Source organism: Saccharothrix syringae (assembly GCF_009498035.1).
GTDB lineage: Bacteria > Actinomycetota > Actinomycetes > Mycobacteriales > Pseudonocardiaceae > Actinosynnema > Actinosynnema syringae.
This window is the reverse complement of sequence record NZ_CP034550.1, coordinates 3,312,113-3,334,290: the sequence shown is the minus strand read 5'-3', so window position 1 is coordinate 3,334,290 and position 22,178 is coordinate 3,312,113. Positions and strand designations below refer to the sequence as shown.

Here is a 22,178-nt window from a genome sequence, read left to right as displayed (position 1 = left end):
TACCGACACCGCACAAGGTGAGCTGTACCCGTTAGTGAGTGGTCAATCAATCACAAAGTGAGGATGTCATGAGCGCTCCTGCGACAACAGCGCGGTCCACCTCGGCGGCCACGATCGCGGCCCTGACGGCGACCGCCGTCCTGGCCGTGGCGAACGCCATCACGTTCCTGGTGCTCGCCGGGCAGCCGAACCCCGGCATGGCGGCCATCTCCGCCTTCCCGGTCATCGCCGCCGTGCTGCTGTGGCGGCGGTCGCGGATCGCCCCGGCCGTCACCGCGTCGGTGGCGGCGCTGGTGGTGTTCTCGCGCCCGACCGGCCTGTCGTTCGACCTGGTCCGCCCGGCCGACGTACCGCCGTTCACCACCGCGGTGGCACTGGTCCTGGCCGCCGGGGTGGCCGTCGCGGCAGCCCTGGTGCTCCAGTTGCGCGGCGGCGCCGGTGGTCGGCTGGTCGTCCTGGGCGGCGGCGGGGCGCTCGGCGCGGCGCTGGCCGCGCTCCTGGTGGTGGTGTGGCCGCAGGCCGACGACACCGGCTCGCTGACCGACCGGCAGGTCGCCGCGCTCCCGACCGTGGACATGACGAACTTCAAGTTCTCCCCGGCCCAGTTGCGCGTGGGGTCCGGGCAGCCGGTGGCGTTCCGGTTCACCAACGAGACCGACGACGACCACACCTTCACCATCACCGACCTGGGCGTGGACATCGAGGTGCCCAGCGGCCGGACCCGCGTCGCGGTGGTGGACGCCGAGCCCGGCCAGTACGCGGTGCACTGCGCGGCGGGCGACCACGAGGAGAAGGGCATGGTCGGCAGGCTCACCGTCGTCGACGGGGCGCTGGACGCGGCGGCGGGCGCCGCGTCCGGGCAGGAGCACACCGGCGGGCACCACCATGGCTGAGCCGCGGTTGTCCCGGCGGGCGTTGCTGGTGGCGGGCGGCCTCACGGCCGCCGCGCTGGTCGGGGGTGGCGCGCTGGCCGTGCGCGCCACCGGGGGCGGGCCGGCCGACGGCCCGCCCCTCCCCCGGCCCGAGCCCCTGGGGCTGCGCGCCGGTGCCGACGGCGTGCTGCGGGGTGAACTGGTCGCCGCGCCGACCGGCGACGGCCTGCGCTACAACGGGGTCAACCCGCTGGTGGAGCTGCGCGAGGGCGACCGGGTGAGCCTGGGCTTCCGCAACGGCCTCGACGTCGACAGCAGCCTGCACCTGCACGGCCTGCCGCTGGCCCCCGCCGTGGACGCGCCGCTGGAGCACCAGGCCCCCGGCGGGAGCCGCGTCCAGGAGTTCACCGTGCCGGCGGGCACGGCCGGGACGTACTGGTACCACCCCCACGCCCACGGCGGTGTCGAGTGGCAGATCCTCGCGGGCCTGGCCGGGCCGGTCGTCGTGACCGGTCCCACCGACGACCTGCTGCGCGGTTGCGACGACCGGCTGGTGATGTTCACCCGCACCGGGCGGGAGGTGGGCGTCAACGGCGTGGTGCGGCCGGTGTTCCGGCCGACCTCGGGCCGCACCCGGCTGCGGCTGCTCAACGCCACCCCGGGCGACCACCTGCTGATCGGCGTGCTGCGCCGGGAGGACCGCGTGCCGATGCACCTGATCGCCACCGACGGCGGGTTCGTCGAGGCCCCGGTCGAGGTGGCGGAGGTCCTGCTGGCCCCCGGCGAGCGGGCCGAGGTGCTGGTGGAGACCAGTGCCGCCGGCAGACTGGAGCTGACCGCCCTGCCGTACTCCACCTACGGCGCCGGCGGGGCCGCGACGCCCCGGTCCCGCCTGGCCGCCGTGGAGGTCCCCGAGGGCGGCCTGGCCGCCGTGCCCCTGCCGGGGCGGCTGCGCGAGGTGGAGGTGCTGGACCCCGCGACGGCCGTGCGGCGGCGGCGCATCGCCTTCGGCGGGGACGGGACCGGCGGGTTCACCCTCGACGGCCGGGTGTTCGACCACCACCGCGTCGACCTGACCGCCGGGCTGGGCACCCTGGAGGTCTGGGACCTGGTCAACGAGCACACCACCGACCACCCGTTCCACCTGCACAGCTACCGCTTCCAGGTCGTGGCCCGCGACGGTCGGCCCGAGGCCCTGACGGCCTGGCGCGACACCGTGAACGTCCCGCCGGGCGGCACCGTGACCATCGCGGTGCCGTTCCTCGGCGAAGCGGGTCGCACCGTCTACCACTGCCACATCGCCTCGCACGAGGACCAGGGCATGATGGGGGTGCTGGAGGTCACCGCGTGACCGACCCGCCCGGGGGGCGCGGCGCACCGGAGGGGGTGTCCCCGTGTGGTTGTCGAGCCGCGGCGGGCCGCGTAGCGCTGGTGCCGGAAGTCGTCGCGGGCGAAGCCCTCGGCCTTCCGGTGCCGAAGGGTGGGGTTTGCGGGCAGTGGTCCGACGACGTGGTCCGGTGTCCGCGTTCGGCCCGCTCCAGGTGGACCGGAGAGGTGTGGTCGCAGGCCCTGGTGTCGCAGTCCGGTGTGGACGCCGGGCAGGACTCCGGCGTCGGAACCGGTGGCCGGCCTGGTGGCCACGGCGGTGATCACGTTCGGGCTGTCGCCGGAGCGGGTTTCGGTCACGGGTAAGGAAACCCTGCCGGCGGGTGACCTGTCCCCGACGCGCGCGACGGGCCGCCGAGGCGGTCACGCACCCACATCGCCGTCGTACCACCGGGGTTGCCGGCACGAGCCATCCGCGATTCCCGACGGGGGGGGGAACCGGCTCGGACGCCGCCCGCCGGACGGCTCAGGCGACGTCCGACTCGGGGAACGGGACGTCGATGACCCCCTGGTCGGTCATCCGCCACCGGTCGGTGCCCGCGTCCGCCTCGTGGTGGGGCCCGGAGCCGACGAGCGAGCCCCGGTGCCCCGCCTCACCTCCCGGGCGATCCCGCTGCCGGTCGGCGTCCTGGTCGTGGTGGCGGCTCGTGCGCATGGTTGTCTCCTCGGGTGGTGGGGGTCAGATCAGGCCGGCGCGGACGGCGTAGGCCACCGCGTGCGGCCGGTTGCGCAGGTTGAACCGCGTGGTCACCCCGTAGATCACGTTCTTCACCGTCCGCTCCGAGTACGACAGCCTCACCGCGATCTCCGCCGTGTCCAACCCCTCGGCCATCATCCGCAGCACCTGCTCCTCACGCGGGGTCAACCGGTCCCGCGACCCCACACCGTCCAGGGCCAGCAACTGCCGCTGCAACCGCTCCACGTCCCTGATCAACGCCCCCACCAGATGCGGCGGCATCACCCCGTCACCCGCCGCGGCCGTCACCACACCGTGCACCAACCGCTCCGCGGTGGCCACCGCCCTGGGCAACACCGCCACCACCCGGCACTCCACCGCCGTGGGCAACTCCGACTCCTCCAACTCACCCACCACCAACACCACCGGCGTCCCCACCTCGGTCGCCGCCCGCCGCATCCCCGCCACCACCTCCGCCGACAACCGGTCCACCGCCACCACGGCCACCTCCGCCAGATGACGCTGCTCCGCCGGCAACACCACCAAACCCGGGTGGTCTTCGATATAGCCGATCAGGCCCGCCCTGCTCAACGGGTCCGCCGCCTGGAGAGCCACCTTCACCTTGCGCACTGCCGCCTCCGAACGACTCCGGTTGTTCTGCGGCGCAGCCTGCCGAAGGATCACCACATCCCGTCTGAAGCCGTTCTAAACGCGTTCTTCGAAGTCGGGGAGAAAGCCTCCACCAGCGGAAACACGGCCGGCGACGAGCAGGAGCGAGTTCCGGGAGGGCCGTGGCACCTCGTCGGGCGGGACCACCCTGAACATGCCCGTACTGGTCAACTCGACGCCGGTCGCGTATACGTCGACCCTGCCGGTGTGCCCCCACTGCCGGGCCACCTCGTCCAGGCCGTGCAGGTCGGGCGAGGAGCAGCTCAGGAAGGTCACCACCGCCTTCCCGTCCACCGCCCCGGACTCCAGCAGCAACCGCATGAACGCGGAGGCGTCCAGCACTGCCGCACCGCCCGAGTGCAGCGGCACGTGGAAGCCCCTGTCGTCCTGCCGCACCGCCACGAAGAACCGCCGCGGACCGGGGTCGGGGAAGTGCCGCGCGACGCCGTTGCCGAACGCCTCCCTCAGGATCTCGGCGTCCCGACCGACCAGGAAGCCCAGGCCCGCCACACCGCCGCCGCCATCGGTCAGCGTGACGAACGACGCGTCCACGATGGTGGGGACGGGCACCTCCTCCAACGGGGCCTGCTCGGCCCCCGGCGGCAGGGCCTCGACGTAGCGGCCTCCCGCGTGCACCGTGCGGATGCCGCTGTCGACGCTGTGGTCCATGACCTGCGTCGCCGCCCAGAGGGGCGTGGGCGAGTGGCGGATCTGTTCGAACTCCTCCCGCATCAGGTACGCCGTCGACGGCCCGCCGTCCTTGGGAGTGGCCCCGATCCGGCACACGCCGAGCACCAGCGGGGTACCGGCGGGCAGTGCGGCCCGGCGGTAGGCCGCACTGGACGCGATCACCCGCGCCGCGGCCTTGCCGCCCATCCGCAGGACGTCACCGGGCACCAGGGGATCGCCGGTACCCAGGCGGAACGTCATGTGCTGCTCGCCGCCGTGCCCGTCGACGTACCAGGGTGGCAGCGTGGACCGCGCCCACGGCAGGCGCACCGACACCTGGGTGGTCCCACCGGGCCGCTGGTCGTCGCCGGTCGCCCTCGTCACCGCGTAGTGGGACGGGTTCGACCGCTTTTCCCGCAACCAGGCCGACGCCATGTGCAACGCGTCGAGGGGCACGAGGGGGAAGAACTGCCCGCCGGGGCGCGTGTCACCGGGTGCCAGGTAGGGGTGGCTGATCACCTCCGCGCCCAGCACCGGCGCCTCGGTGCGCCACGTGCCCGTCCCACCGACCAGCAGCACGCCGCCGGCTCCCGGTTCGACCGGTCCGTCGAGGTGGTGCACTTCGCGGAAGTAGCCGCTCTCCGCCATGCCCGCGGCCCAGGCGCCCACGTCCACGGCGGCGTCGTCCAGCGCGAGGAACACGAGTGGGTCGTCCGACCGCGACCCCGCGACCGCGCGGACCGCTCCGTGGTCCCGCAGGGTGTCCGCGAGGTCGTCGTCGGACAGCAGCACCGGTGCGCCGTCGGCGCGCACAGCGCCGTAGCCGTCCGCCACGCGCGTCGCGAGGAACAGCACCGGCGTCGTCCCCTCCCGCCACGGCCGGGGCACCTCGGCGCCGTCCGACGAGCGCTGGAACAGCGGGCCGTCCGGCGGCACCGCCGCGGCCCACGCCCGCAGCGCCCGCGACCGGTCGTCGTCGCCCGGCGAGCGGACCAGGAGGGCGACCACCCGGCCGTCGGGGCCGAGCAGCTCCTCGGTGCGCACGTCCCCCGCGCGCGGCACCGAGACCGACGTGAACTCCGCGTCCCGCCGCGGCACGACAGCACCGCCCGCCGGGCGCACCCCGCCGCCGGACAGCGCGTACACGTCGTGGAAGAAGCCCTTCCCGCGCAGCGCACCCGCGAAGTCGAACCCGAGGCCACCGATGGCCACCCGGTCGCCGGCCCGCTCGCCCAGGAGCACCACCGGGCCGCGGTGCGCCTCCAGCAGCGCGGTGAAGCCGTCATCCGCCAGCAGCATCAGCCCCAGCTCCGCACCGGTCAGCTCGACGCCGCCCCCCGAGGGCGGGTACACCGTCGCGAACCGCTCGGCTGACTCGACCGCGATCAGCAGCGGCGACTCGTCCCCCCAGGGACCCACGACCGGTGCGCCACCGCCGACCGCGGCGACGACGGCGTCCAGCGCCGCGCCACCGGGGCCGCGGCTGCCGAAGGCGAGCACCGCACCCGACGTCCGGTGCAGCACCTGCTCCAGCGACAGCGGCGGTGCGATGTCGACGGGGCGACCGCCAGGGGGCAGCGTGAACAGCCCCACGCCGTTGCGGAGCCAGAACGGGCCGGTGTACCCGTAGGTCGGGTGGGGTCCGATCAGCCTGCGCAGCTCGGTCCCCAGCAGCCCGGTCATCACCGCGGCCCTCGGGCTCGCCTGGTTGACCAGGATCAGCGGGGGTCTCACCGCTCCCCCGACCAGGGCCCGGAAGAAGTCGTTCGCCAGCAGCAGCGTCGCCATGGCCACCGGGTCGAGCGCCACCGCCCAGCCGTCGCGCGCCGCCACCAGGAAGCTCCGCGAGTCGCCCTGCACGTACACCACCGCCGGTCGCGCCCGGCCGCCGGCGGCACGGGCCCACGGTGGGGTTTCGGCCGTGAACCCCCCTCCCCGCCGGTTGACGGTCACCATGCGGAAAGCGTGCTCGGTGATGTCCGGGCCGGTCGCCGCCAGGGCGGCGCTCTGCCGGTGGTCGGCCAGGAAGCCGACGCCGTAGCCGGCGCCGCGGGCGTCGTGCAGCGGTCGCCACACCACGTCGTCGGGCCGCACGGGCGACACCTGGCGCAGGCCGGCGCGCCGGACGTCGACCTCCCCGGCGCCGGTGCCCGCCGGGCCGGCGACGAGCAGGACGCGGCGGTCCGCGTCGTGCACGCGCAGTTCGCCGGCCAGGTGGCGCGCCGCGTCGACGAGGCCGGCCCGCGCGGGCCCGTCGACCACCAGCACCACCGGCGCCGCCGGGTCCGCCTTCCGGTAGGCCCGGGACGACCGCAGCTCCGCGGCCAGGCGGGCCGCTTCCACCGGCTTGCCGCGGAACGTGAACCGGTCGTCGGCGGAGTTCAGGTAGGTGTACACCGGTGCGGGCAGGCCGGGAATCCGCGCCATCCTCCGGTGCAGGTCCTTCCACCGGGACTTCTGCGCCCGGTCGGTGGGGAACGCGATGCCCCCCGCCGCACCCGCGTGCGCGTCGAACTCGGCCCGGCTGCTCCAGCCACCGAAGAGCACCACCGAGTCCTCCGACCCGGGCGGTGTCACCCCCGCGGGCCACTCCCGGAAGGTGCCCGAGCGGTACAGCTCCACCTTGTTCCGGAACACCTGGACGTGGGCCCTCCGGTTCGACCGCTCCAGGTGGGCGGAGATGGCCAGGGAGTCGGCGACCGAGCAGCTCAGCAAGGTCAGGTAGGGACCGGGCAGCGCCACGGCGTTCACCGCGGTGAACAGGCGCCCGAACGAGTAGCCGTCCAGCACCGCCACGCCGCCCGACTTGAGCGGGACGTGGAAGCCGCGCTCGTCGTGGTGGACCGCCACGAAGAACCGGGGTCCGCCCGGGGGACCGGCCGGGATGCCGTTCGCGGCGCCGCCGCGGAACGCCTCCCGCGCGATCACCGCATCGCGCCCGTCCAGGAACCCGACGCCCACGTGCCCGCCCACCTCGTCCACCAGGTCGACGAGCGTCACGTCCCGCGGATCCAGCTCCGGCACCACCACCACCGGGGTGAGCGGTGCGCCCGGCGGCAGGGCTTCGGTCAGCTGCCCCGGCCACCTGACCATGCGCACGCGGGCGGCCATGTCGGTGGTGAGGACGTCGGTCGCGCCGTAGACCGGCGTGGGAACCCGGTGGAAGTTCTCCAGCAGCTGTCGCAGCGCAGAGGTCTCGGGCACCCGGTCCCCCTCCGCGGGAGCGGCGACGTCGCACGACTCCAGCACGACGGGGGTACCCGGCACCGTGCTCGCACGCGCGAACAGGTCCGTGGCCACGATGGTGGCCGCCGCCTGCACGCCGCTCCTGGGGGCGAGGTCGCCAAGTCGGTCGGGCCTGCCGGTCCGCAGGCTGAACGTCACGCCGAACGACCCGCCGTGCACCATGGCGTGCCAGGGGAGCAGGGGCGAATCCGCCCAGGGCAACCGGGCCTTGGTCAGCAGCGGCTCCTGGCCGGGTCCGACCTCGCGCATGAGGTAGTAGTGGTCGGAGTCCCGCATCGCCCCGCTCGCCGCGAAGGCCGACGCGAAGAGCCGGTCCATGGTCCGGACCGGGAAGTTCTCGCCGATGAGGACCCCGTTCCGGTCGAACAACGGGTGACTGGTCACCGGGTACGCATTCTGGGTCGGCTTGGCGGAAACCAGCTTGCCCTCCGTGACGGCCAGGAAGCCGTCGTCGCTGAACAACATGCTGCCCCGGTCGGGGTAGACCACCTCCCGCAGGTAGCCCCCGGCGGTCATGCCGTCGGCGATCTCCTGCGCTCCCACGGTGCTCCCGTCGACCGCGACCAGCAGGAACGGCACGGCCGACCAGTTGCCGGCTCCCTCGCGCACGTCGAGGTCGTCGGCCAGCACCGCGCTCAGCTCCGAGGGCGACAACGTGATCGTCACACCGTCACCGCGCACCGCTTCGTAGCCGTCCTCCCGCCTCGCGGCGACCAACATCAGGGGGACCACGTCCTTCATCCACGGCGACCTGGCCGTCACGCGCTCTGCCTCGCGCTCGTACTGCGCCACCTTCACCGCCCTCAGGCCCGTGGCCCAGGACCGCAGTACCGCCTCCATCCTCTCTTTGAGGTGGTAGTGGAGCAGGATCGCGACCACGTTCCCGTACCTGTCGCGGATGACGTCCTTGCGCACGTCCCCCGGGCGCAACACCGACACCAGCTCGAACCGCGCGCCCTGCTGCGGGACGACAGCTCCGGCCACCACCTCCGGTCCGCCACCGGCCAGGGCGTACACGTCGTGGAAGAAGCCCGCCGCGCGCAACGCCCCCGCGAAGTCGAAGCCGAGCCCGCCGAACCCGACCCGCGAACCCGCGGAATCCGCCAGCAGCACGACCGGACCCGCGTGGCCGAGCAGGCGCGAGGTGAAGTCACCGTCCCGCAGCAGCGAACGCCCGAACTGGTCACCGTCCATCTCGATCGCCCTGCCGTCGGGCGTGAACACCGTCGCGAAACCGGTGGTGCCCGACACGACCACCACTGCCGACGGCTCCGCGGCACCCCACGGGCCCACCGGTGCCGCGTGACCGCCCGTCAACGCCGCCACCACGTCGGGGAGGGCCGACGGACCGGCTCCGGGCGGGAAGGCGAACACGTGGTCGCGCACCACCCCCACGACCTCGGCGGGCGCCGGCACGGGCCCCGGGTGGATGCGGTCGGGGCGCAGCTCGGCGACGGCGTTGTGGCCGGCGACGAGGGGACCGGTGTACTCGTAGGTCGGCCTCGGCCCCGACAGCTCGAACAACTTCCGCAGCAACCGCTCGTTCAGCCCGGTGTTCACGTCGGGGGTCGCGGCGGGATCGGACGACGGCAGTTCCTTCGTCAGCAGGATCAGCGGTCGCCGCACCGGTTCGTCCAGGAAGCGCCGGAACAGCGGGTTCCCGGTCAGGACGGTGGCCACGTGCTCCGCCGTCAGGCCCATGGAGGTGTCGTCGCCGACGGAGAGCCGGTAGCGCCCGTCGATGGCGGCCAGGTAGAGCACGAAAGGCCGGGCCCGGCCGGACGTGATCACCCCGGCCCAGGGCGCGATCACCACTTCATCGGTCGCCGCGTCGAACACCCGGACGAGCTGGAAGCCCTCGTCGGTGAGCGACCACAGGGATTCCACCGGCGGCGCGGCGTCCGAGTACGGGAAGACCAGGCCGACTTCGCGCCGGTGCGCGTCCACCAGCGACTCGTGCTCGAAGTCGGTCGCCTGCACCTGCGGCAGCAACCTGGTGCCGTCCGGGGGGAGGACGACCTGCCCGCCCGGTGGTGGCGCGGGAACCGGACGGGTGTTGGTCGTCACGTGGCGGAAGGGGCCGTCACCCCTCAGCGCCGCGACGAACCGGAAGGCCACCGGCACGTGTTCGTCCCCCGTCACGCCGTCGACGAGCAGCAGCAGCCGGTTGGTCGAGGCGACCCCCGAGTAGTTCTCCAACCGGGTCACCTCCGCCGCCAGGGCTTCCGGGGACACCGGGGCGCCGCGGACGAGGAACGCACCGCTGCCGAACCCCACGAACACGTTCACCGCGGGCTTGTGGTCGGACGACGGCACGAGTCCGGTGTGGATGCTCCGCCACCGCTCCAGGTCCCCGGGTGTGCTCGGGAAGGCGAAACCCGCCAACGCCGACGGGGCGACCCCCAGGTCGACCGGCTCCGGTCCGCCGAACAGCACCACCGAGTCGTCACCCGCGGGCGAGGCGACCTCGTCCGGGGGCAGCAACCGGACGGCGCCGGACCGGAACAGCTCCACCTTGCCCGGGAAGCTCTCCACCTGCGGGGACCGCCCGGTGGCCGAGGCCCAGCCGTGCAGGGCACGGGTGTCCTGGACCGAGCAGCTCAGCAGCGTCAGCCAGGTCCGCCCGCCGCGCAACGCGCCCATCACGGCCGGCAGCCGCAGGAACGAGTGGTCGTCGAACACCCGGACGCCGCCCGACTTCAGGGGCACGTGGAATCCGCGCTCGTCGTGGTGCACGGCGACGAAGAAGCGGGAGGCACCTCCCCGGGGCGGTGCGACCGCCTCCGCGGCGCCGTTGCGGAACGCCTCCCGGGCGATGTCGGCCTCACGGCCGGTCAGGAACCCGACGCCCACGAGGACACCGCGCCCGTCCACCAGGTCGGTGAAGGCCACGTCCGACGACTCGGCGAGGTCCGCGGACACCGCGCCGGCCAGGTGCGTGACGGACGCCTCCTGGTCTTCCGGCGGGAGGACGTGGTCGAACTCCGGCAGGCGTTCAACGGGTTCCGGCGACGCGTTGGCGGATCTCACGCGGCTGATCGTGCTGTCTTCGACCGAGTACCGGCCGTCACGTCCGGAGTGGACGATGGCGTCGGCGGCGTAGAAGGTCGCCTCGACGGAGTGGTCCTCGTTCCACTTCCGCCGCAAGCGCAGGGCCTGGCTGTTCCCCTGCTCGTCCCGCGTGTTGACCAGGCAGGCGCCCAGGAGGAAGGGCCCGTTCAACGAGCGACCCGCGGCCTTGAAGATCGACGAGCTGTAGAACACCTTCGCGGCGTGCTCACCCGGCAGCGTGAAGGCGTCGCCGCCCAGCCCGGGACGACGCGTGCGCATCCGGAAGGTGAACCCCTCTGCGTTGCCATGCCCCGCGAACTGCCAGGCGTCGACGGGCCACGGCTTGCGGATCGCCTCCAGGAGGGTGCCGCCGTCCTCGGTGCGGCGGCTCCTGAAGTAGTGGTTCGCCGAGTTCGCGGCCACCGCGCGGTAGACGGTGACCATCGAGTGCGGGTCGCTGTTGGCATACGGGTAGAGCTGCCCGTAGACCTGGCCGGTCCTCGGGTCGACCAGCGGGAGGACGTGGACTTCGTCGCCCTCGGGCAGTGCCGGGTTGGAAATCTCACCGTTCGGGTGGCTGAGTTGCAGCTTCCCCCCCGCGACGAACTCGAAGCCGTCGTAGCCGAAGAACTGACGCGCGTACCCGCCCGGGCGCATCCCCTTCGCGAAGTCGTGGAGACCGACTGTCGGTCCGTCGAGCGCGGAGAGCACGAACGGGGTCGCCGGACTGCTACCTGCCGCGGTACGCACGTACAGGTCGTCGACCAGCAGATCGGCCAAACCCGCACCCGAGACCGGGTCCAGCACCACCCCGTCGACCCGCTCCACGTGATACCCCTCGCCACTGCGAGAAGCCAACACCACCACCGGCACCCGACCCCTGCGCCACGGCGACGGCGCCGAACGCCCATCCGACAAATACACCCGCTCCAACGACTCCGGCGTCACCCCCGCCGCCCACCGCGTCAACTCCTCGAACCGCCCCTGATCACCCTCCCTCCGCACCAAAAACACCAACGCACGCCCATCAGCCGCCGGAATCCAACTGACCCGCACATCACCCGCGCGCAAACCCGACACATCCACAAAACCCGCACCACCGGCCACCCGCACACCACCACCGCCCACCACGGACGGACCAGCGGCCACGAACACCGGCCGGAAATCCCCCCGCCGATGCAAAGCACCCGCGAAGTCATAACCCAGATCACCGACCACCGCACGACCCGAACCCGGCCCCACCAACACCACCGGCCGACCCGGATCAGCAGCCAACACCCCACTCACCCGACCATCGGAAACCACATGCTCCAACAACTCCCCACCACTCAACTCCAGCGAAAAACCACCAACCCCCAACACACGCGCAAAACCACCACCACCCGCAACCACCACCACGAACAACGGCCGCACACCACCCCACGGCCCCACAACCACCCCACCACCACCAACCAAGGCGGCGAACTCCGCGATCGCGCGGGCGCCGGCGTCGTCCACCGGGAAGCCGACGACGTCCTCCCGCACGACGCGCACCAGGTCACCCGCCGCCAGTGGCGGTCCGGAGGTGAACTCGCCGGTGTGCGTGGGGAAGAACATCGGGCCGCCCTTGAACGACAGCGGACCGGAGTAGTCGAAGGTCTGCCGAGCCCCCTCCAACTCGCGCAACGACGACAGGAACCGCCGGTTCAACTCCCGATCACCCACCGGATCCTCCGTGTAGAGGACCAGCGGAGCCCGCACCACACCACCCGACCGCCGCAGCAGATCCGCCGTCGCGACCACCAGCGGGGACGTCACCTCCGCACCCAACCGCACCCGCCAACCACCCGCGGTCCAGGCGGTGAACCGGCCACCCCGGCTGTGCAGGAACAACCGCAACGGCGGCGTCCGCCCCTCCCCCGCGCTGTCCACCCACGGCGCGGGCGCCCAAACCGCGTTTTCGGCACCCTGGTCCTGGGCGACCACGCGGAGGTCGTACACCGTGCTGCCGGTCGCGTACTGGACCAGCCGTACCGCGTACTCGTGCTGCGCCGGGAAGGCGAGCACGGAGGCGCGCCCCTCCACGTCGCGCGGAGTCAGCGACGCCAGGTCGTGCGGCATCACCTCGGAGACCACTTCGTAGTCGGAGCCGGACAGGCCCGCCCGCGAGTTGGTGACCACCAGGCGCGGTCGCGCGTCGTCCCGCAGGGCCTCGGCGAACTCCCGCGCCTCCGCGAGGTGGGCCTCGGGGTCTTCCACCCCGGTCGGTCCGTCCAGCAGCGCGGACACCGACACCTCGGCGGCCCGGTCGACCACCAGCAGCACCGGCACCGCGAAGGGGACCCGCTTGAACCCCGGCAGCGCGCGCAGCCTGCCGGCCAGCCCTCGACCGCCCACCCGCTCGCCGTCGACCAGGAAAGCACCGTCCGGCGTGCCGTGGACGTAGACGTAGTACGGCGCGGGGGAGGCATCGCGGAAAGGCACCGTGCCGTAGTGCGCTCGCCACAGCGAGTCGTCGCTGTGCAGCCGGCGGAACCAGACGCCCCCGGCGGCCCGGTCGGTGCGGGCGAACTCGCCTGGAACAGGCGCCTGGGAGCCCGTGCGGCGACGGTCGTGACCCGCCTGCCCACCGCGCCTCGCCGAGCGGATGGCGCCGCCCGAACGCGCGCCGGGGGTTCCGCCCGGCACCGGCACGGTGTCGTCCACCGGCGACGAGACGACTTCGAAGCCCGCGTCCTGCGTGTCGACGAACCCGGTGGCCGGGTCGACCATGATCGGTCGGGTGTTGACCAGGACCTCCCGTGGCGGTCCGTCACCGCGCAGGGCCCGGGCGAACTCCCGCGCGTGCTGGAGCCGTCGCTGCCCCACCGCGGCGGGTGCGACCACGAGCACCACCGGCGCGGTGGGCTCGGAGTCCCGGAAGGCCGGTGCCACCGCGGCTTCGGCCGCGAACCGCGCACCGTCGTACCACACGCCCTCGACCAGGAAGCCCTGCTCCCCGAGGTCCACGAAGGCGTACACGGCCTCCGCTCCCCCGCCGTGCGCGGGCATCCGGCGCGGCAAGTCGCCCCAACCGGCGTCCCGCCCGGCCACGGGCGCGAACACGGCGACCTTCCGGTCACCGTCGAGGACGACCGCGTCGGACGTCCCGGGCGCGGTCTCGCCGACCTCCAGCAGCCGGAAGCCACCCGAGGCGGTCAGCTCGACCCGCTGCGGGAACGACACCACCCCGCCCCGGAACCCCACCACCCCGGCGGCCGCGCGCAGCGCCTCGCCGTCGGCGACCGAGCAGCTCAGCAACGTCAACGTCGCGTCGCGGTGCAGCCCCGCGGTCAGCGACAGCTTCAGGAACGCGACGTCGTCCAGCACCGCGGTCCGCCCTGTCGTCAGCGGAACGCGGAACCCGTGCTCGTCGTGGTGCACCGCGACGAAGAAGCGGCGCGCGTCGGCAGCGGCTCCCGGGACCCTCCCCGCGACCCCCGCGGTGAACGCCGACCGGACCACCTCGGCTTCCCCACCGGCCAGGAAGCCCACGCCGACCGGGTTCCCCGACTCGTCCGCCAGGGTGACGGACACCACGTTGCGGAGTTCGAGGGGTGCCGGGACGTCGAGCTGCGGTTGACGCTCGACGGGGTCGTGCAGCATTCCGGGTTCCTGCACCCGGTGGAACCGTCCCTCGTCCTCGACCGCGTTCGTGCCGTCGGGTCGCGTGTAGACGTTGAAGTTGGCGGCGTAGAAAGCCGCGTCGACCTCGTGGTCGACGGCCCACTGGCGCCACAGCCGGTACGCCTGGGTGTCACCCCCACCGCCCTGCCGATCGACGCTGCACGACATGATCAGGAACGGCCCGCTCGGCTCGGGCCGCGCCGCGCGGAGGACCGACGCGCCGCGGAACAGCTTCGCGGCCTGCTCCCCCGACACCAGCAGGGCGTCGCCGCCTCGCGCGGGCAGGCGCGTGCGCATCCGGACGACGAAACCGCTCGGGGCGCCGTGCAGCCTGAACTGCCAGGTGCCGGCGGGCCACGGCTTGCGGATCGCCCGCAGCACCCGACGGCCGTCGTCCGTGACGACCTCCGTGAAGTAGTGGCCCGCGGCCCGGCTCGCCTCCAGCCGGGAGTAGGTGACCATCACGCGCGGGTCTTCGTCGGTGTACGGGTACGCCTGCCCGTACACCTGACCGGTCTTCGGGTCGACCAGCGGGAGGACCTGGACGTCGTCGCCACCGGGCGGGATGGGCGGGACCTGTTGCAGCCCGTTGCCGCTCAGGGTGATCTGCCCGTGCCGGGTGAACAGCAACCTGCCGACGGGCTGGTAGAACTCGCGCGAGTACCCGCCAGGGGCCATGCCCTTCGCGAAGCCGATCACGTCGATCGTCGGTCCGTCGAGTGCGGAGAGCATGAACGGGGTCGCCGGACTGCTACCTGCCGCGGTACGCACGTACAGGTCGTCGACCAACAGTTCGGCCAAACCCGCACCTGAAACCGGGTCCAGCACCACCCCGTCGACCCGCTCCACGTGATACCCCTCGCCACGGCGAGAAGCCAACACCACCACCGGCACCCGACCCCTGCGCCACGGCGACGGCGCCGAACGCCCATCCGACAAATACACCCGCTCCAACGACTCCGGCGTCACCCCCGCCGCCCACCGCGTCAACTCCTCGAACCGCCCCTGATCACCCTCCCTCCGCACCAAAAACACCAACGCACGCCCATCAGCCGCCGGAATCCAACTGACCCGCACATCACCCGCGCGCAAACCCGACACGTCCACAAAACCCGCACCACCGGCCACCCGCACACCACCACCGCCCACCACGGACGGACCGGCAGCCACGAACACCGACCGGAAATCCCCCCGCCGATGCAAAGCACCCGCGAAGTCATAACCCAGATCACCGACCACCGCACGACCCGAACCCGGCCCCACCAACACCACCGGCCGACCCGGATCAGCAGCCAACACCCCACTCACCCGACCATCGGAAACCACATGCTCCAACAACTCCCCACCACTCAACTCCAGCGAAAAACCACCCACTCCCGACACACGCGCAAACCCATCACCACCCGCAACCACCACCACGAACAACGGCCGCACACCACCCCACGGCCCCACAACCACCCCACCACCACCAACCAAGGCGGCGAATTGGTAGATGTCCTCCACGGTCTGCCCGTCGACCGGGAAACCGATGACGTCGTCCCGCACCGCGCGCACCAGGTCGCCGGGCGCGGGCGGAGGTCCCGAGGCGAACCCGTCGGCACCGTGCAACGTGGGGAACGGCAACTCGTCGCCCTTGAACGACAGCGGACCGGAGTAGTCGAAGGTCTGCCGAGCCCCCTCCAACTCGCGCAACGACGACAAGAACCGCCGGTTCAACTTCCGATCACCCACCGCATCCTCCGTGTAGAGGACCAGCGGAGCCCGCACCACACCATCCAACCGCCGCAACGAATCCGCCGTCGCGACCACCAGCGGCGACGTCACCTCCGCACCCAGCCGCACCCGCCAACCACTCACGACCCGCGCCGTGAACCGACCACCACGGCTGTGCAGGAACAACCGCAACGGCGGCGTCCGCCCCTCCCCCGTGCTGTCCACCCACGGCGCGGGCGACCACCGCACGGACGCGCCGTCGGGGGCCGTGGCGACGAGGCGGAGGTCCTGCGCGGTGCTCATGCGCAGGTATCGGGCCAGCTCCCGTTCATCCTGGTGCGCCACCGGGTAGGCGAGCGCGGAGGTGCGCCCCTCCATGTCCGGCAGCACCGTCTCCGAGAGGTCTTCCGCGGTCACGTCGGACACGACCTCGTACTCCGCACCGGACAGGCCCGCCCGCGAGTTGGTGACCACCAGGCGCGGTCGGCCGCGGTGCCGGAACGCACGGGCGAACTCCCGCGCCTCCGCGAGGTGCGCCGTGCCGTCGTGGTCCTCGACCGGTCCTTCGAGCAGCGCGGACACCGACACCTCGGCGGGCCGGTCGACCACCAGCAGCACCGGCACCCGGCCCGCGCGCCGGAACGCCGGGCGGAGGCGCAGCACGCGGGCCAGCCCCCGACCGTCCACCCGCTCGCCGTCGACCAGGAAAGCACCGTCCGGCGTGCCGTGGACGTAGACGTAGTACGGCGCCGCGGACTCGACCGGCACCGGGACCGTGCCGTGGTGGTCCCGCCAGACCTCCGCGTCCACCCGGAGGCGCGGGAACGCGGTGGCCCCGGCGGAGTGGGGGGTGGCCCTGAGGTCGACCGCCTCGCGCGCACCGGTGAGGAGCACGACCCACTGGTCCGACGCGGGCGGCTCGTACCCGGCCGGCAGCACGGCGGACCGGCCGTCGCGCCGCAGCAGCACGTTCGACCGGAACGTCCGCACCGCGCCCTCGTGACCGAGGTCCCGGGCGAGCTGCCGCAACTCGGCGGCGTCCGCCTCGCCGACCACGCAGCTCAGCACGTTCAGCTCGGCGCGCGGGTCGACGCGACCCGCGCCCAGCGCCAGCCGCAGGAAGGTGTCGTTGGGGACGACCGCCTCGGCACCGCCCCGCAGCGGCACCCGGAACCCGGTGGCTCCGTGGTGCCCGACCACGGAGAACCGCGGTGCGCCGTCCCCGGCCGCGGCGCCGTTGCGGAACGCCTCCTCCACCAGGTCCGCCTCCGCGCCGGCCAGGAAGGCGACGCCGACGACGCGTCCCCGCCGGTCGTGCAGCGGTCGGTGCACCACCTCCGGACCGCTCGGCGGCGGCGCCTCGGCGAGCGGGTGCGGCGGCACGTCGCCCACGACCGTGCCGAGCAGGTCGAGGTGGCGGGGCCGCAGGCCGCCGCGCACCAGGCCGTCGTCCCCCGGGAACCGGTAGTCGCCCATGAGGGAACCGGGGACGTGCGGCGGCTCCGCCGCCCGGTCCGGCTCCGGGCGGTCGGCGGCCTCGGGCCGCTCGCGGTGCTCGTCCCGCAGCCCGAGCTGGTGCCCCAGCTCGTGCGCGTACTCCGCCGCGGGCCGGTCGACGCGCCACGTGACCTGGTCGGGACCGACGCCGGGGTCGTCCGTGAGCACGACCACCCGGTGCGGATCGCCCCCCGGTCCCACCCGCTCGACCCGGACCAGCAGGCGGTCACCGGCGGGGCCGGTGCGGAACACGTGCCCCGGCGCGTTGTAGACCTCCTCGACCCCGGTCTCCAGGGCCGACCACACCGCGTCGGCCTCCCGCGCCCCGACCGTCCCGGCGGGGGTCAGGGCGATGCGCACGGTCAGCTCGGTGACCCGTCGGCCCGCGTGCTCCACCCGGCGCACGTCGAAAGCGGCGTCGACGGCGGCACCGGTGACCGGGGCGTGGCGTGGACCGCCGACGCGCCCCAGCTCGTGCCGGAAGCGGTCGCGGAGCGCCTGGTCCGCCGCGGCGTCGAGCTCGGCGCCGAACTCCGCGCGGTGCGCCCGGTCGTCCTCGGTGCGGCGGTTGAACTCGGCGAGCTCGGGCCGCGGGTCGTGCCAGCGGTGCGAGCGCCGCAGCGGCGGGACGAGCGCCCGCGCCGCCTCCCAGTCCGCGGGGGACAACCCGAACGGCACGGACCGCTGCCCGCCGGGCGCGACGGTGCTCCCGGTGGCCGCGCGGGCACCGGGGCCCACCGGCCCGGCGGCGGGCACCAGTCGCGCGGGCACCAGCAGCTCGCCGCGCAGGTGTGAGAACTCCGAGCCGACCCCCAGGTACCGCCAGGCCCGGTCGGGCAGCACGACCTCCGCGTCGGCGGGCTGGTCGGCGCGCACCAGGGTGACCGACTCGACCAGGTCGGCGATCTCGGGGCGGGACGCCAGGAACTCCAGGACGGCGGTCCACCCGTCCTCCGGCGAGGGGAGCCGGTTCACGACCGGCTCCACGGCCGTCAGGTGCAGGTCCCCCCTGCGGTTGACCACGTCGCGCACCAGCGTGTGCACCACCCGCTGCAGGGTGTGCAGGACCTCGGCCCCGCCCATGTCCGGCGACGGCTCCGCCGCGGGTCGACCGGCCCAGCTCAGGCTGCCGGAGTCGGAGATGCCGTCCCGGACCCTGGGGATCTCCGCGGTGCTCGTGCCGAGCCCGATCGCCAGCTCGGTGAGCGTGCCCGGTCCGGTGCGGCCCATGACCGAGTGGCGGCGGGCCTGGAGGTGGCCGTGCCGCCGATCCCGGTAGTGGTCGAAGTCCAGACCGTCGAGGAGCGGGTCCACGACCTCGTCCTGCGGTGACCGGTAGGACCGGAACAGGACGTTGAGCTGCGCGAGCACCACGGGGTGGTCCCGCGGCACGACGACCACCTCGTTGCCGATGCTGTCGACGGGCGGGACGGAGATGGCGTACGCCTCCGGCGTCGACACCACGTCCTCGATGGCGGTCACGTCGTCGACCGCGTTGTCGCCGTCGACGTAGGCGCCACCGACGCCGTACAGCAGCTCCCAGCGCAGGACGTCGCTGGCCGCGGCGTAGCCGGACGGCACCAGCTTGGCCCGCTCGGTCGCGACCGGTCCGTGCAACCGCAGCGGGTTCGCCTCGTGGAAGTACTCGTCCACGTTGACCAGGACGACGCCGTTGTCCCGCGCCCACTCCCGCATCGACCGCACGTCCGCCAGGCGACCGGTCGCGCCGTCCGGGGCGGACACCGCGCGCCGCACCTCGTCCCGGGACACGTCGGTCCACACGACCTGCGTCCAGCGGGGGGCCAGCCGCGCTCGGGCCGCCACCTGACGCCGGAAGGCGCCCGTCGTGCCGCGGTCGGCCAGGGGGCCACCCAGCCAGATCGAGTGCATCAGCTTCGGCAGCGACAGCACCTCGGGCAGCGGGGCCTGCTCGCCGACCGGGGCCCAGGCGGTGCGGTCGGTGCCCCGCCGGTCGCTGACGAGCACCAGCTCGACCCGGTCGTCGAGGCCCGCCGAGGTGATGGGGGCCACCGGACCGGTCGAAACCAGGTCCATCGCCCGGAGCAGGCTGACGACCTGCCCGGGGGTCAGCTCCCGGTGGTCGAGGCCGAGCAGGAAGGCCGGGGTCCTCGGCGGGACCCGCAGGCCGAAGTAGTCCGGTCCCAGGAACTCGGCCCACTCGTCGAGCTGGGCGTCGTCCGGGACGACCGAGTTCCGGAGCCACCGCGACCACCGGTCGGCGGGGAACGGGTCCGCCGGTGCGAGCGGAGGTCGGGCCGCAGCGGCCGCACGACTGCCGGACAGCCACCTCATCGACCGCGGGGAGGTGTACCCACGCCCGTCCAGCACCCGCCCGCCGGTCGACGGGTCCTCGGTGGAGTCCGCCGACGGCACCCGCGCCGGATCCTGTTCGCCGACCTCCTGCCGACCGACCTCGGCCGGCGTGATGCCGGGCAGCGCCGCCAGGGTCGTGGTCAGGACGCGCGGGTGGAGGGCGGCCGGCGCCGGCGCGGCCTCGAACTCGGCCGCGGCGGGCATGGGGTCCACACCGTCCAGCGGGTCCACCACCAGCACCACCGGTGTCCACGGGAAGGCGTTGGACAGGCTCGGGGACGTGCTCACGTTCGTCGCGAGGACCGCGGGCCCGACTTCGCCGTTCCCGTCCCGGAACCGGCCGCCGGCCGTGGACGCGTAGACCTGGATCTCGACCGGTTCGGCGGTGACCCCGGTCGCGCGGGAGTGCACGTCGCGCCAGCGCCCGAGGTCGTCCGGACCGGTCGGGACGACGATGCCGACCACGCCCGCGTCGTTCGGGCCCAGGTCGACCACGTCGCTCCCGCCGCGGTCGTCCAGCAGCACCGCACCGGGCGACGGCAGCACCAACGTGTCCGGAGACCACAGGTCGACCTGGCCGGACGGCTTGAGCTGCACCCGGTCCGAGAAGGTCGTCACGGTACCCCGGTGCCCCCGCTCCCAGACCGCGGCGCGCAGCGGGTTGGGGTCGGTGACCAGGCAGGACAGGAACACCAGCGTGGCGTTCGGGCTGATCCCGACCGACATCACCAACCGGGCCATCCCGCGCTCGTCGAGCCACCACCCGCCCGAACCGCTCCGGGCGGGCACGAAGAACCCGCGCGCGTCGTGCCTGGCCACGACGTGGAAGTCGCCGCGCTCCCCCACCCTGGCGGCCAGGTCGTCCGCCGCGCGGTTCCGGAACGCCTCGGCGGCGGATTCGGCCTCGCCGCCGACGAGGAAGGCGACGCCGATGGCCTGCCCGTCCTGCACCAGGGTCCGGTAGGCGACGTCGTGCAGGCCGATCCGGCTGGAGTCGACCTCGACCGCGTCGGACGGCCCGGCCTCGGCCTCGGCCCCGTCGCGGAACGACGACCGGGACTGCGCTCGCGAGTGCGAACGCGAGCGCGAGCGCTCCCGCCCGGCGTCGGACAGCTCGCGGGACCACTCGACCACGACGTCGACCCCGTCGGGCCGTCCGGGCAGGGCCTGGACGACGACCTGCGGGGCGATCTCGGTCGCGACGTCGAGCACGAACCGCGCCCCGGTGGGGTCACCGGCGACCCGGAGCACCGGCCACAGGTAGCCGCGGCGGACGCGCAGCGACGCCTCGGCGACCAGGTCCGCCACCTTCGCCCGCACCATGGCCCGCTGCGCGGCGTTCGGCTCGGTGCTGCCCGACCGGTAGGTGAACGAGATGTCGGGAGCCCGGTACACGGGCGGCAGGTCCCGGGCGATCCCCAGGTCCCGGGCGATGGAGTGGGCCAGCACCAGGGACTGCCGCGGGTTCCCCTGGCTCGTCAGGTCGCGCATGACGACCGCGACCAGGTCCGGCACCTCGGGTCGCCCGTCGGGGTCCAGGACCACGGAGCGCACCAGGCGCGTCGCGTGGCGCTCGGTGAAGTCCCGGAAGCCGGCCGGAACCTCGTCGAGGTGCTGCCTGGCCTCCGTCCCGCGCACCCGCAGCGACTCCCCGGTCCACCGGGCCGGCCCGCCGTCGGGCGGCAGGTCGACCGCGGGGCCGGCGTCCTGCTCGGGCTCCGGTGCGAGGCCCAGGTCGTCGACCACGGACCGGGCCCACGCCGTGGACGCGCCCGTGCCCCAGTTGCCGACCAGGCGTTCCGCCACGAGGTAGGCCAGGTCCGCGTGCAGCGCCCGGTCGACCACCCGGCGCGGGTCCACGACCCTCGTGACGATGCCGTGGGCCACCCCGAAGGCCCGGTCCCACTCGTCCTCGCGGTCCCAGATCCGCGCCCGCACGTGGGCCGCCTCGCGGTGGACGTCGGTCTCGGTCCACCCGACGCGCTCCACGGCCTCCACGGCCGGCAGCTCGGCGGGCACGTTGGTGTGGAACGCCACGTCCGTGTCCCAGGCGGGCAGTTCCGCGATCCCCTCGGGGACGGGCGAGCGGTCCGAGTCGCCGGCGCGCCTGGGCCGGCGCACCACGCGGCGCAGGAAGTCGGCCCCGCGGCGGCGCCAGCGCCGCTCCTGCTCGTCCGGGGCCGACACCAGGACGTCCCCGTCGGCGGGGTGGTCGGGTGCCAGGGCGGTCGGCCCGAGGGCCAGCCGGGTGTTCTCGACCCGCCACAGGTGCCTGGGCAGCAGGCCGGCGGACGAGGTCAGCACGGCCTCGCCCATCAGGCCGTCGTCGGACACCGCCCGACCGCGGTCCTCGTGCCGGTTCAGCACCGGCCCGGCAGCCGAGGCGTACTCGTCCCGCAGGCCCAGGAAGTGACCCAGCT

General features: G+C 73.8%; 5 protein-coding genes (1 of these 5 cut by a window edge). 2 read left to right on the top strand and 3 right to left on the bottom strand.

The window, feature by feature from the left end:
- Nucleotides 1–68 precede the first annotated feature (68 nt).
- Together EKG83_RS15050 and EKG83_RS15045 are read left to right on the top strand one after the other, a co-directional pair.
- Entirely contained in the window at nt 69–893 is an 825-nt protein-coding gene (locus tag EKG83_RS15050; RefSeq protein WP_084716808.1) for a cupredoxin domain-containing protein, read from the top strand.
- Nucleotides 886–2,223 (top strand): multicopper oxidase family protein, encoded by a 1,338-nt coding sequence (locus EKG83_RS15045; protein WP_033433238.1) that lies wholly within the window; start codon nt 886–888, stop codon nt 2,221–2,223. The genes EKG83_RS15050 and EKG83_RS15045 overlap by 8 nt, the downstream gene beginning before the upstream one ends.
- Nucleotides 2,224–2,724: 501 nt before the next feature.
- Here EKG83_RS15045 and EKG83_RS15040 read toward each other — a convergent pair.
- From EKG83_RS15040 to EKG83_RS15030, 3 genes are all read right to left on the bottom strand, one after another.
- Nucleotides 2,725–2,913 (bottom strand): hypothetical protein, encoded by a 189-nt coding sequence (locus EKG83_RS15040; protein ID WP_033433239.1) that lies wholly within the window; start codon nt 2,911–2,913, stop codon nt 2,725–2,727.
- Between the two features lie 24 nt (nt 2,914–2,937).
- A complete protein-coding gene (locus EKG83_RS15035) occupies nt 2,938–3,564 on the bottom strand; it encodes a helix-turn-helix transcriptional regulator (RefSeq protein WP_153278120.1) in 627 nt (208 codons plus the stop codon).
- A 75-nt stretch (nt 3,565–3,639) separates the two neighbouring features.
- Nucleotides 3,640–22,178, bottom strand: the 3' portion of a protein-coding gene (locus EKG83_RS15030; RefSeq protein ID WP_153278119.1) for a hypothetical protein. 14,623 nt of this gene lie beyond the right edge of the window; 18,539 of the gene's 33,162 nt are visible here — the last part of the coding sequence; the start codon falls outside the window, past its right edge — the gene reads right to left on this strand; the stop codon is at nt 3,640–3,642.